The following is a 12,662-nucleotide window of genomic DNA, read 5'->3' on the forward strand; positions in this document are numbered from 1 at the left end:
CCCCCATATGACGATGACCACCGCCGAAGCCGACAAGATCCTCTCCGCCAACTTCGCCCCCTGGGTGCTCGACCTCGGGCTGTCCGTCGTGTCGCTGGGCGAGGACCGGGCCGTTCTACGTCTGCCCTGGTCGGAGCGGTTGTCCCGGGAGGGCGGCGGGCTGTCGGGGCAGGCGTTGATGGCGGCGGCGGACACGGCGACGGTGATCGCGGTCTCGTCGGCGCGAGGCGGCTTCGTACCGATGACGACGGTCCAGCAGTCGACGTCGTTCCAGCGCGCGGTGAGCGGTTCGGATGTCCTGATCGAAGCGGTGCTGACGAAACTGGGCCGGCGGACGGCTTTCGCCGACATCACCATGAGCGACGAGCGGTCGGGGGCGCTCGCGGCCCGGGCGAGCACGGTCTACGCCCTGCTGGGCTGACGGAACCGACACGGTCAGCAATCGGTCAATGACGGTCCGTTGCGATCGTGGACCGGAATCCTTGCTTCAGGGAATCTGCACATCCCATACCCAACCAAGTCACCGGAAGCAGCGGATCTGCACAACCGCACGCCCCCTACCGCGCCTTTGGCGCGGAGTGCCGGATTCGCCACCGGGAGGGCAACCCTCGCCGCTGCGACGAAGTGGTGCGGCTTGTGAAGGAGTCGCCGACAAGGCGTGCGCACGCCTGCACGGATGAACCCTTCTGAGGCTCAAGTGCCCAGGTGAGACGCCTGGTTGATTGGATGCGCGGACCGCGGGCGTGCTTTGATCCATCGCACCGCAGGGACCGCCAAGGGCTCCCGGAAACGGGTGCCCGGCGCCCGCGGTTGCGGCCATCCGCTCGTCCCCACAGGGCCGTTGTTTCGTCCCGAAGGGCCGTATGGGGGGCCGTTCTCCCCCTTGTGAATATCCATATGAAGGGAAGTTCCATCATGAACTCCACCCCCCAGGTTGAGACCGTCGAGATCTCCGACGCCGAGCTCGACAACGTCTCCGGCGGCCTGTCCCTGAACGCCGTCGGCACCGTCACCGGCCTGGTGGACAGCGTTGCCCCGGTTTCCGGCCTGGTCAACACGGTCGTCGGCACGGTCGAGGGTGTCACCGGCCTCAACACCCAGCCGGTCACCAACCTGGTCGCCGGTCTCTGATCGCACCTCGTTGCCGCTGAGTCCCGGAGCCGGATCCCGGCCCCGGGGCTCTCGGGCGTTCCGAAACACCCGTGCGTTCTGAAACACCCGTGTCTCTCCCCTAGGTGAGGGAAGTTCCGTGCAGTTCCGCCAACAGGCCCTCGCCAAGCTCCAGTCGCCGGAGGAGCTGGATCTCCCCGTGCGGTTCGCCCGTCCGCAGGGCTGGCTCGCGCTGTCCGTCTCGGTCGTCGTGATGGCGGCCGCCTCGGTGTGGGCGGTGACCGGTTCGGTCGCCTCCACGGTGACCGCCGAGGCCATCCTCACCCACGGGCAGGGCAGTTACATCCTGCAGAGCCCGGTCGCCGGGCAGGTCACGGCCGTCCTCGCCGAGCAGGGCGAACGGCTGCCGGCGAACTCCCCCGTCCTGAAGGTCCGCACCGGCCAGGGCGACTCCGTCGTCCGCACGGTCGCCGCGGGCCGGATCAGCGCGCTCGCCGCGACCATCGGGCAGATCATCCAGACCGGCGCGAACGTCGCCGCCGTGGAGAAGATCGCCCACACCTCGGACCCGCTGTACGCGACGGTCTACGTCCCCGCGGAGAACGCCTCCGCCATCCCGGCCGACGCCCGGGTCGACCTGACCGTGTCGTCGGTGTCGACCCAGGAGTACGGAGTGCTGCGCGGCCGGGTGAAGTCGGTGGACCGCTCCGCCCAGTCGGCCCAGTCGATCGCCGCGTTCCTCGGTGACAGCCAGCTCGGCGACCAGTTCACCAGGAAGGGCCGCCCGGTGGCCGTCCTGGTCCGGCTGGACCGGTCGAAGAAGACGAAGAGCGGCTACCAGTGGTCCTCGGCCGACGGGCCGCCCTTCACGCTCGACTCCATGACCCTGGCCTCGGGTTCGATCCGGCTGGCCGACCAGCGTCCCGTCGATTGGCTGCTCCCGTGACCACCGCCCAGGAGACCCGCGGCCGCCGGCGCGCCGCCCCGCCCAAGCGACCGGTCCCCAAGGGCCGCGGCGGCACGGTCCGCACGCCCACCGTGCTCCAGATGGAGGCCGTCGAGTGCGGCGCCGCCTCCCTCTCCATGATCCTCGGCCACTACGGCCGCCATGTCCCGCTGGAGGAGCTGCGGATCGCCTGCGGTGTCTCCCGCGACGGCTCCCGCGCCAGCAACCTGCTCAAGGCGGCCCGCAGTTACGGCCTCACGGCCAAGGGCATGCAGATGGACCTGGCCGCCCTCGCCGACGTCCAGGCCCCGGCCGTCCTGTTCTGGGAGTTCAACCACTACGTCGTCTACGACGGCATGGGCCGCCGCTTCGGCCGCCGGGGCGTCTACATCAACGACCCCGCCAAGGGCCGCCGGTTCGTGCCCATGGAGGAGTTCGACGGCAGCTTCACCGGAGTCGTGCTGGTCCTGGAGCCGGGCGACGGCTTCGAGAAGGGCGGCCGCCGCCCCGGCGTGCTCGGCGCGATGCCGGCCCGGCTGCGCGGCACGGCGGGCACCATGCCGGCGGCGGTGCTGGCCAGCCTGCTGCTGGTGGTCGTGGGCGCGGCGGTGCCCGCGCTCAGCCGCCAGTACATCGACATGTTCCTCATCGGCGGCCAGACCTCGCTGCTCACCGTGCTGTTCGCCGCGATGGGCACCTGTGTGCTGCTCACCGTGGCCCTGACCTGGCTGCAGCAGGCCAATCTGCTGCACGGCCGGATCGTCTCCTCCACCCTCTCCAGCGCCCGCTTCCTGCGCCATCTGCTGCGGCTGCCGGTGACCTTCTTCTCCCAGCGCAGCCCGGCCGACCTCGTCCAGCGCCTGCAATCCAACGACCAGGTCGCCGAGACCCTGGCCCGCGACCTCGCGGCGGCCGGCGTGGACGCGGTGGTCGTCGTCCTCTACGCCGTTCTCCTCTACACCTACGACGCGCAGCTCACCTTCCTCGGCATCGGCGTGGCCCTGCTGAACATCGTGGCGATGCGGTTCGTCGTACGGCTGCGCGCGACCCGCACCGCGAAGCTGCGCGCGGACACCGCCCGGCTCACCAACACCTCGTACACCGGCCTCCAGCTGATCGAGACGATGAAGGCGACCGGCGGCGAGGACGGCTACTTCCGCAGGTGGGCCGGTCAGCACGCGGCCACCCTGGAGGAGCAGCAGCGGCTCGGGGTGCCGAGCGCCTGGCTGGGCGTGGTCGCGCCGACGCTCGCGACCGTCAACAGCGCGCTGATCCTGTGGATCGGCGGTATGCGGGCGGTCGAAGGGGGTATCTCGGTCGGTCTCCTTGTCGCCTTCCAGTCCCTGGTCACCCGCTTCACCGCGCCCCTCACCCGGCTGAACGGCGTCGCGGGCCGCATCCAGGACTTCGCGGCCGACGTGGCCCGCCTCAAGGACGTGGAGAACTTCCAGGCCGACCCGGTCTACGCCCGCCCCGGCGCGGACGGCTCGACCCGGCGGCTGCAGGGCCATGTCGAGCTGGAGAACATCTCCTTCGGCTACAGCCCGCTGGACAAGCCCCTGCTCACCGGCTTCGACCTGACGGTCGGCCCCGGCCGCCAGGTGGCCCTGGTGGGCGGCTCGGGCAGCGGCAAGTCCACGGTCTCCCGGCTGATCTCGGGCCTGTACGCCCCCTGGGAGGGCGTGATCCGCATCGACGGACAGCGCCTGGAGGACATCCCGCGCGGCGCGCTCGCCGCCTCCGTCTCCTTCGTCGACCAGGACGTCTTCCTCTTCGAGGGCTCGGTGCGCGACAACGTGGCGCTGTGGGACCCGTCGATCCCGGACGAGGCCGTGGTGGAGGCGCTGCGGGACGCGGCCCTGTACGACGTGGTGACGCGCCGGCCCGGCGGCATCCACAGCAGGGTCGAGCAGGACGGCCGCAACTTCTCCGGCGGTCAGCGCCAGCGCCTGGAGATCGCGCGGGCGTTGGTGCGCCGCCCCAGCATCCTCGTCCTCGACGAGGTGACCAGCGCGCTGGACGCGGAGACCGAGCTGACGGTCATGGACAACCTGCGCCGGCGCGGCTGCGCCTGCGTGGTGATCGCGCACCGGCTGAGCACGGTCCGCGACAGCGACGAGATCGTCGTGCTCCAGCACGGGACGATCGTGGAGCGCGGCCGGCACGACGAGTTGGTGGCACACGGCGGGGCGTACGCCGCGCTGGTCAGGGAGCGATGAGATGACGACCGTAGACGGAGGCGACCTCGTTCTCGGCGCGCTCGGCTCGCTGGGCTCCCGGATCGACTGCGCCGGTTTCAACCGCCTCGACCTCGAAGGCCCGCAGACGCTGTGGCTGGTGGCGTCCGGTGCCCTGGACCTGTTCGCGGTGGACGCCGAACTGCAGGGCCACTGGCACCACTTGGGGAGGCTGGAGGCGGGCGCGCTGCTGCTCGGTCCGGTCTCAGGGCCGCAACACACGCTGGTGGCACGCCCGTTGCGGGACTGCGTGGTCCACCGCATCGGCCTGCGCGAGCTGTACCAGCCGGCCGGCACCCAGACCTGGTCCTACGACGAGTACGGCAACCCGCAGTACGTACCGCCGACCACGAGCCCCCTGGAGTACGCCCTCGCCCTCGGCGTCGGCCGCGGCCTGTCCATCCTCTTCCAGGCCCCGATGACTGCCAGCGAGCGCGCCGCGGCCCCCACCGACGACGACGTCTTCTGGATGCAGGTACCGCCCGGCAGCGTGCAGTACGGCTCGCTGTACGGCGCGGAGGCGGCGGCCGACCTGCTGATGGACCCGGCCCTGTGGCAGAGCATGGTCGACCAGCAGTACCGGCTGCTGACCACCCTGGACCGCTGGATCGAGCAGCTGGAACGCACCCACGAGACGCGTACGGCGGCCGGCATCAAGGCCGGTGAGGCGGTCCGCGCCCAGGCCGACCGGACGCTCCTCGCCTCCATCGGCAAGGCGGCCAAGCGCACCACGGCCGCCGACGCCGACGCCTCCTACGCGGCCTGCAGGCTGGTCGCCCAGGCGGCCGGCATCACCCTCGCCGAGCCCGCGCAGAGCGGCGCGGGACCAGCCGGGAGTGACCGCGCCGACCCGATCGAGCGGGTGGCGCTGGCCTCCCGGGTACGGACCCGGGCCGTACGCCTGGACGGCAGCTGGTGGCGGGACGACGTCGGCCCGCTGGTCGGACACCGTGCCCTGTCCGGGGCGCCGGTCGCGCTGCTGTGGCGGCGCGGCGGCTATGTGGCCGTCCATCCGGCGACCGGCCGGGAGACGCCGATCGAGAAGGCGAACGCGGAGGAGTTCGAGCCGCGCGCGGTGATGTTCTACCGCCCGCTGCCCGACAAGGCGCTCAGCCCGCTGGGCCTGCTCCGGTTCAGCCTCCAGGGCACCCGCGGCGACCTCGGCGGTCTGCTCCTCGCCGGTCTGGTGACCGTCGCGATCGGCTCGCTGGTGCCGATCGCCACCGGCAAGGTGCTGGGCGACTACGTGCCGAAGGCCCAGACGAACCTCATCGTGCAGGTCTGCCTCGCGGTGCTGATCAGCGCCGTGGTGTCGGCCGCGTTCACGCTCCTGGAGAACCTGACCATCCTCCGCCTGGAGGGCCGTATCGAGGCGACGCTCCAACCCGCCGTCTGGGACCGGCTGTTGCGGCTGCCCACGAAGTTCTTCACCCAGCGCTCGACCGGTGAGCTGGCGAGCGCGGCCATGGGCATCAGCGCGATCCGCCGCCTGCTGGCGGGCGTCGGCCCGGTCGTCGCCCAGTCGGTGACCGTCGGCGCGATGAACCTGGGTCTGCTGTTCTGGTTCAGCGTCCCGATGGCACTGGCCGCGATGGGCATGCTCGTGGTCATCGCCGCGCTGTTCCTGGGGCTCGGGCTGTGGCAGGTGCGCTGGCAGCGCAAGCTGGTGGTGCTCGGCAACAAGCTGAACAACCAGGCCTTCCAGACCCTGCGGGGCCTGCCGAAGCTGCGGGTGGCGGCGGCCGAGAACTACGCGTACGCGGCCTGGGCGGGCGAGTTCGCGCGCAGCCGTGAACTCCAGCAGAAGGTGGGCCGGATCAAGAACCTCACCACGGTCCTCGGCTCGGTCTACCTCCCGGTCTGCACCCTGCTGATGTTCATGCTGCTCGCGGGCCCGGCGAAGGGCGCCATGGACGCGGCGGCCTTCCTGACGTTCAACACCTCGGTGACGATGCTGCTCACCTCGGTCACCCAGCTGACCGGTTCCTTCGTGTCGGCGGTCGCCGCGCTCCCCCTCTTCGAGGAGATCAAGCCGGTCCTGGAAGCCGCCCCCGAGGTCCGCACCGCCAGCACCCGCCCCGGCCGACTGTCCGGCGCGGTCGAGGCCCGCCGCCTGTCCTTCCGGTACGCCGACGACGGCCCCCTCGTCCTCGACGACGTCTCCTTCGACATCCGCCCGGGCGAGTTCGTGGCGATCGTCGGCCCCAGCGGCTGCGGCAAGTCCACCCTGCTGCGGCTGCTGATCGGCTTCGACAAGCCGGTCTCGGGGAGCGTCCTGTACGACGGCCAGGACCTGGGCGCGCTCGACCAGTCCGCCGTCCGCCGCCAGTGCGGGGTGGTGCTCCAGCACGCGCAGCCGTTCACCGGCTCGATCCTGGACGTCATCTGCGGCACCGAACCGTACACCCCCGAGGAGGCGATGGCGGCGGCCGAGATGGCGGGGCTCGCCGAGGACATCAAGCGGATGCCGATGGGGCTGCACACGATCGTCGCCGGCAGCGGCGCGATCTCGGGCGGTCAGCGGCAGCGGCTGATGATCGCCCAGGCGCTGATCCGGCGCCCGCAGATCCTCTTCTTCGACGAGGCGACGAGCGCGCTCGACAACGACACCCAGCGCACGGTCATCGAGAGCACCCGCAAGCTGAACGCCACCCGGATCGTCATCGCCCACCGGCTGTCGACGGTCATGGACGCCGACCGGGTGATCGTGATGGAGGACGGCAAGGTCGCCCAGCAGGGCCCGCCGGCCCAGCTGCTCGCCGACACCGGCGGCAGGCTGCACGAACTGGTGCGGCGGCAACTGGCGTGACCGGTCAGGCGCCGATGCCCGGGATCGGGGCACCGGAGGGCACTCCCGCATCGAGATAGCCCTGGTAGTACTCCTTCCAGGGTGCGTTGACGCCCGCGTGCGGGCCCTCGAAGCGGTCGCCCCGGGCCTTGGCGTCGAGGGCGGCGAGGCAGACCTCCCAGCCCGCGCTGTTGCGGGCGGCGGTGTTCTCCTCGCTCAGGACATGGGTGAGGGTGAAGCGGGTGCGGCCCTCGCCGCCCGCCGCGAGGTCGAAGCGGATCTCGTCGCCGCCCCACTCGAAGGCCAGGTGGCGGGGCGGGTCGACGGCGAGCACGGTGCCGTGCGACTCGGGCATGTTCGGGTCGCCGGTGAACCTGACCGCGCCGCCGGGCCGCAGGTCGATCTCGGCGCGGGAGGGGAACCACTCGGCGAGTTCGTCGGGGTCGGTGACGAAGTGCCAGACGCGGTCCACCGGATGGCCGTAGAGGCGGCTGAAGCGGACGGCCGGGCGGCCGTCGTCGAGGGTCACGTAGGTGCCGGTGAGGTCGGCGGGCATGGGGATCAGTCCTTCGGGGAGGGTTCTTCCGGGTCGCCCGTCGACGCGGCCGTCTCGTCAAGGCGGCGCCCCAGGGTGTCCAGGCCGCGGTTCCACAGCCGGCGGTAGGGGGCCAGCCAGGCGTCCAGCTCTGCGATGGGGGCCGGGTCGAGGGCGTAGACCCGGCGCTGGGCGTCCTGCCGGACCCGGACCAGGCCGGCCTCCCGCAACACCCTGAGGTGCTTGGAGGTGCTCGGCTGGCTGAGGCCGCATGCGTCCACGATCTCGCCGACGGGGCGGGGGCGCGTCAGGAGGAGGCCGACCATGGCCCGCCGGTGGGGGTCGGCGAGGGCGGTCCAGAGGGCGTCTTCGGACATGGTTCTAATATGCTCAGCTAGTTATATTCCTGTCAAGGAATACATGAGGGAGGGCGGCGGCTGGGGGGACTGGCCGTCGCTTGCCAGTTCAGGAGTGTTGCCAGTGCGCGGATCGCTGCCGCGAAGGGGGCCGGGGCTCGCAGGTATTCCATGTGGATGCCGGGGAACTCCGCCCAAGGGGCGTCGATCCTGCGGGCGATCTCGATCGACGGGCGGGCGTAGTACAGGTCCCGGTCCTCGCTGCCCGCTCCCAGCAGGATCGGGAACGGTGCCGAGCGCAGGGCCTGCTCGTCGGGGCGGAAGGAGGCGAGGGCGGGCCACTCGGCGGTGAAGAGGTGATCCTGGTTGCCGAGGAACCGTTTCCAGAGGTCGTCCGGCCAGCGGTACGTCCCCTCGCCGCGCACCCCCTGCGCGAACCGGCGGCCGGCCGCCGCTCCCCCGCCCTCGGCGTAGGCCGCGGCCACGTCCGGGAAGAAGGCGCGGGCCGGGTCGCCGTCGGGCAGGACGTTCACGGCGGGGGGTTCATGGGCGATCAGACCCGCCGGCATCTCGGGATGGCGGGCCGCCAGGGTGAGGCCGATGATCGCGCCCGCACTGCTGCCGAAGACCAGGGCACGCCCGTCGGCCAGGGCCGCGATGATCGCGCGGGCGTCCGCCGCCTGTTCGTCGAGGGTCGTCGGCGTGCCGTCGCGGCCGGTGCTGCGGGAGTTGCCGCGCCGGTCGTAGGTGATCACGGTGAAGGCGTCCGCGAGGTCCTCGGCGACCGCCGCGTAGTAGCCCGCGTCACCGCCCGCGCCGCTGATCATCAACAGGGCCGGACCGGCACCCCTGACCTCGTAGTAGAGGTCCGCGCCGGCCACCGCGAGCATGCCGTTGATCATGATCGGCCCCCCTCCCCAGCGAAACGTTGCCGTTTCGCTGAAAGTGGTCTAGTCTCGATGTGTACGAAACCGTTTCGTTCGCGGCGCGCCAACGGGCCGTCATGGCGAGGCGGCTTCTTGGTGAATCCCGAACGACTTCCCTGGAGTAGTTCTCCCATGTCTGAGAAGACTCTGACCGACGACGCCCACGTCGGCACCGCAGAAACGCCACCGGCGGACACCTCGTCCAAGCGGTGGTGGATCCTCGCGGTCGTCGCCGTCGCCCAGCTCATGGTGGTGCTCGACGCCACCATCGTGAACATCGCCCTGCCGTCCGCGCAGGCGGACCTCGGCTTCTCCGACGGCAACCGGCAGTGGATCGTCACCGGATACGCCCTCGCCTTCGCCTCACTGCTGCTGCTCGGCGGACGGATCGCCGACCTCTTCGGCCGCAAGACGGCCTTCCTCATAGGTGTCGTCGGCTTCGCCGCCGTGTCGGCGCTCGGCGGTGCCGCCAACGGCTTCGGCATGCTGGTCACCGCGCGTGCCCTGCAAGGCGCCTTCGGCGCGCTGCTCGCACCGGCCGCGCTCTCCCTTCTCAACACCACGTTCACCGACGCCCGTGAGCGGGCCAGGGCGTTCAGTGTCTACGGCGCCATCGCGGGCGCCGGCGGTGCGGTCGGCCTGCTGCTCGGCGGTGCGCTGACCGACGCGTTCGACTGGCGCTGGACGCTGTACGTGAACGTCGTGATCGCCGTCGTCGCCTTCATCGGCGGCATGATGCTGCTGACCAACCACCGCGACGCCGCGAACTCCAAGCTGGACGTGCCGGGCACGGTGCTCGTCGCCGCCGGTCTGTTCTCGCTGGTCTACGGCTTCTCCAACGCCGAGACGCACGACTGGGGTTCGGCGCTGACCTGGGGCTTCCTGATCGCGGGCGTGGCCCTGCTGGCGACCTTCGCCTGGTGGCAGACCAAGTCGAAGCACCCGCTGCTGCCGCTGGGCATCCTGCTGGACCGCGACCGGGCCGCCTCCTTCCTCGCCGTGCTGATCTCGGCCGGTGGCATGTTCGGCGTGTTCCTCTTCCTCACCTACTACCTCCAGCTGAACCTCGGCTTCAGCCCGACGAAGACCGGCGTGGCCTTCCTGCCGATGATCGGCGCCCTGATGGTGACGGCGCAGCTGGGCACGCAGGTCCTGGTGCCGCGGATCGGGCCCAAGGCGGTCGTGCCGCTGGGCTTCCTGGTCTCCGCGGTCGGCATGGCCTGGCTCGCCGGGATCGACGTCGGGTCGAGCTACGTCAGCGCGGTGCTGCCGCAGCTGATCGTGACCGGTCTCGGCCTCGGCCTGGTGATGCCGGCGGCCATGCAGCTCGCCACGGGCGGGGTGACGGCCGACGAGGCGGGCGTCGCCTCGGCCACGGTCAACGCCATGCAGCAGGTGGGCGGTTCGATCGGTACGGCGCTGCTCAACACGCTCGCGGCGAGCGCGGCGACGAACTACCTGGTCGGGCGGGACGCGACCAACAAGCTGGTGCAGGCGCAGGCGACGATCGAGAGCTACACGACCGCGTTCTGGTGGTCGGCCGGTATGTTCGCGGCGGGCGCGGTGATCGCGTTCCTGCTGTTCCGCCGGGGAGTGCCGGAGCAGGACGCCGACGCGGCGCCGGTCGTGCACATGTAGCTTCCGCGGAGCCGCGGGTACTGAGGGGTCGCCGTCAGCAGGGAGACGGTGGCCCCTCGTCGTTGTCGTCATTCGCCGTTGCCGTCTGCGGGTGCGCTGTGGCTGGTCGCGCAGTTCCCCGCGCCCCTATCGGGACACGTTAAGTCAAGCCGTCTGACATAGATTCACCGTGTCGAGTGAACCCGATCTTGCGCTGGCGCCGGCAGGGATGACACGCGCTCCCAGTGGGTAACAACCGGGCCCATACCCGCCGCGGCGAGGTGGAGCGCTGAGATGACGTCGGAAGCCGTTGACCCCGGGCTGCCCGCCGCCAACTCCTGTGCGCGTACGCACCGCTGTGGGCCGTACCTCGTCGTCGAGGTCTTCGGCGAGGTCGACATCGCCACCGAGGAGCTGGTCGCCGAGCATCTGCTCGCGGCGACCGCGGAGGCCGAGCCCGATGTGCTGGTCGATCTGCGGCGGATCGGGTTTCTCGACTGTTCGGCGCTCAGGGTGCTGTGCCGGGCCGAGGCGCGGGCCAGGGGGCGTGGCGGGCGGCTGCGGCTGGTGTGCGAAGGGCCCCAGGTGCCGCGGCTGTTACGGGCCTCGGGGCTGCTGGGGCGGTTTCCGCCGCTCCCCGGGTTTCCCCGGGACGGGAGCGCCGGGGAGCGGCGGTGATGCCGGAGGTCGGCGGGCGGCCCCACTCCGCCCGTCCGACCTCCGGTGCGAGATCGCAGGTGCCCCGCTCCAGGGGCCGCACTCCCCAGTTGCGGACCTGTCCGGCAGTCACGAGGACCGTGCGATCCCGGGCTCTCAGAAGGCGAAGACGCTCGCCCCGTAGGAGTCCCTCATGCACTGGTTGCCGAAGGTGCGCTCATAGGAGACGCGCTTGCCCTGCCAGACGCCTTCCACCGTGACCACGACGGGGTCGTAGAGCTTGGTGCACCACACGTCGGTTCTCGGTGCCAGCGCGTCGAAGTCGCCGCCGGCGCCGCGTAGTTCGGCGCAGGCCTGGGCGGCGGCCGGGTGCGTGCCGGAGGCGCCCGGGGCACAGGTGAGGGTCACGGCGCGTTCGGGAGTGGCGGTGGCCGCCTCGCTGCCGTGGCCGGTGGTGAGCACCAGGGCCGAGGGAGCGTAGAGCGAGCTCGGGGTGGCGACGGCGGCCCCGGTCAGGGGTCCGCAGACGGCGGCGGCCGTGAGGCCGAGGGTCGCTGCCCAGCGCGCGGTGGTTCGCATTGTGTGCATCCTTCCGCTTGATTCGACGGGTGCCGTCCGCGGCCCGGTGGGTGCCGGGGACGGCGGGCGCCACTCTGCCGACTCCGGCGTCGAAACACACATCGAACCCACAGCTTTCAGTAACCTTGCGTATTGAATCAGTGGCGTGAAGTCACGGAAATCGAACGCGTCGACCGCTCAACGGAGCGGTTCTTGATCGCTCGAAGCGGCCAGATGGCCGGATCCCGTCGCCTCGTTAATCGTCCTGAAACATTCCGCTTCCGCTGTGGGCGGAGTTCCCGGCAAGCCCTTGCCTTTGGACTGCAACGGAGTAATCGTCATTACATGATTACTCAGGAGCAACGAGACAAGCTGCGCGGCTGGTTCGCCGGCCGGTTGCCCGACGACCTCTTCGAGGAACTGGTCGAGGTGACGGCCGACCGCGAGGAGGTCACCGTCATCGGGCGGATCCCCGGACCCAAGTTGGCGGACGGGGTGTCGGACGCCGAGCGGCAGGCCGCCGTACAGGGCCGCGTCCAGGAGTTTCGCGAGCGCACCCGGGAGAGCCGGATGGCCGTGGCCCGGGAGGCCGAGCACCGGTTCGGGCACAAGGTGTCCTGGGGCGTGGAGTGCGACGGGCGGCGGGCGCTGTTCACGCATGTCGCGGCGCCGGTCATGACCCGGCTGCGCCAGCCCGAGCGCCAGGTGCTGGACACCCTGATCGCCGGGGGCGTGGCGCGCAGCCGCAGCGAGGCGCTGGCCTGGTGCGTACGGCTGGTGCAGAAGCACACGGACGACTGGCTAGCCGAACTGCGCGAGTCGCTGGAGCACGTCGAGCGGGTCCGGGCCCAGGGACCGGACGCCGAAGAGGACTGAGGCCAGGACGGCCCCCGGCCTGCGGCGAGCGCCGCGAGCCGACGCCCAAGGGCGGT

12 protein-coding genes are annotated in these 12,662 nt (G+C 71.1%); 8 read left to right on the forward strand and 4 right to left on the reverse strand.

Translation table 11 applies throughout. From position 1 onward, the window contains the following. The first annotated feature begins 7 nt into the window (after positions 1-7). From ACIPSJ_RS21380 to ACIPSJ_RS21400, 5 genes are all read left to right on the forward strand, one after another. Positions 8-421 (forward strand): PaaI family thioesterase, encoded by a 414-nt coding sequence (locus ACIPSJ_RS21380; protein WP_359225119.1) that lies wholly within the window; start codon positions 8-10, stop codon positions 419-421. Positions 422-915: 494 nt separating this feature from the next. After that, the gene (locus tag ACIPSJ_RS21385) at positions 916-1,131 is read left to right on the forward strand and encodes a type A2 lantipeptide (RefSeq protein WP_293991413.1); all 216 of its coding nucleotides are present in this window, start codon (positions 916-918) and stop codon (positions 1,129-1,131) included. Between the two features lie 118 nt (positions 1,132-1,249). Beyond that, a complete protein-coding gene (locus ACIPSJ_RS21390) occupies positions 1,250-2,056 on the forward strand; it encodes an HlyD family efflux transporter periplasmic adaptor subunit (protein ID WP_401347756.1) in 807 nt (268 codons plus the stop codon). Next, on the forward strand, positions 2,053-4,275 hold the full coding sequence (locus ACIPSJ_RS21395) for an NHLP family bacteriocin export ABC transporter peptidase/permease/ATPase subunit (protein WP_359225113.1): 2,223 nt from the start codon (positions 2,053-2,055) through the stop codon (positions 4,273-4,275). Before ACIPSJ_RS21390 ends, ACIPSJ_RS21395 begins: the two co-directional genes overlap by 4 nt. Position 4,276: 1 nt before the next feature. Then, entirely contained in the window at positions 4,277-7,102 is a 2,826-nt protein-coding gene (locus ACIPSJ_RS21400; RefSeq protein WP_401347757.1) for an NHLP bacteriocin export ABC transporter permease/ATPase subunit, read from the forward strand. 4 nt (positions 7,103-7,106) lie between these two features. On the opposite strand, the gene ACIPSJ_RS21405 is transcribed toward ACIPSJ_RS21400, so the two are convergent. Genes ACIPSJ_RS21405 through ACIPSJ_RS21415 form a run of 3 tightly spaced genes read right to left on the reverse strand, consistent with a single transcriptional unit; the run spans position 7,107 to position 8,874 of the window. Continuing rightward, on the reverse strand, positions 7,107-7,637 hold the full coding sequence (locus ACIPSJ_RS21405) for an SRPBCC family protein (RefSeq protein ID WP_401347759.1): 531 nt from the start codon (positions 7,635-7,637) through the stop codon (positions 7,107-7,109). A gap of 5 nt (positions 7,638-7,642) precedes the next feature. After that, positions 7,643-7,993 carry a metalloregulator ArsR/SmtB family transcription factor gene (locus ACIPSJ_RS21410; protein ID WP_359225104.1) on the reverse strand — a complete coding sequence of 117 codons (351 nt, stop codon included), beginning with the start codon at positions 7,991-7,993 and terminating at the stop codon, positions 7,643-7,645. 32 nt (positions 7,994-8,025) lie between these two features. Further along, entirely contained in the window at positions 8,026-8,874 is an 849-nt protein-coding gene (locus tag ACIPSJ_RS21415) for an alpha/beta fold hydrolase (RefSeq protein WP_401347760.1), read from the reverse strand. A 156-nt stretch (positions 8,875-9,030) separates the two neighbouring features. Between ACIPSJ_RS21415 and ACIPSJ_RS21420 the strand changes: the two genes are divergently transcribed. After that, positions 9,031-10,536, forward strand: coding sequence for an MFS transporter (locus ACIPSJ_RS21420; RefSeq protein WP_359225098.1), 1,506 nt, complete (start codon positions 9,031-9,033; stop codon positions 10,534-10,536). Positions 10,537-10,809: 273 nt separating this feature from the next. Further along, positions 10,810-11,193, forward strand: a complete 384-nt coding sequence (locus ACIPSJ_RS21425) for an STAS domain-containing protein (protein ID WP_401347763.1) — start codon at positions 10,810-10,812, stop codon at positions 11,191-11,193. A gap of 135 nt (positions 11,194-11,328) precedes the next feature. Here ACIPSJ_RS21425 and ACIPSJ_RS21430 read toward each other — a convergent pair whose 3' ends face one another. Then, entirely contained in the window at positions 11,329-11,751 is a 423-nt protein-coding gene (locus ACIPSJ_RS21430) for a protease inhibitor (protein ID WP_355719868.1), read from the reverse strand. A gap of 324 nt (positions 11,752-12,075) precedes the next feature. Here ACIPSJ_RS21430 and ACIPSJ_RS21435 point away from each other — a divergent pair, with 324 nt between their 5' ends. Beyond that, positions 12,076-12,606 (forward strand): hypothetical protein, encoded by a 531-nt coding sequence (locus ACIPSJ_RS21435; protein ID WP_401347765.1) that lies wholly within the window; start codon positions 12,076-12,078, stop codon positions 12,604-12,606. The last annotated feature ends 56 nt before the right edge of the window (positions 12,607-12,662 follow it).

Origin of the sequence: Streptomyces sp. NPDC090088 (assembly GCF_044747345.1) — a bacterium.
In the GTDB taxonomy this organism is placed as follows: domain Bacteria; phylum Actinomycetota; class Actinomycetes; order Streptomycetales; family Streptomycetaceae; genus Streptomyces.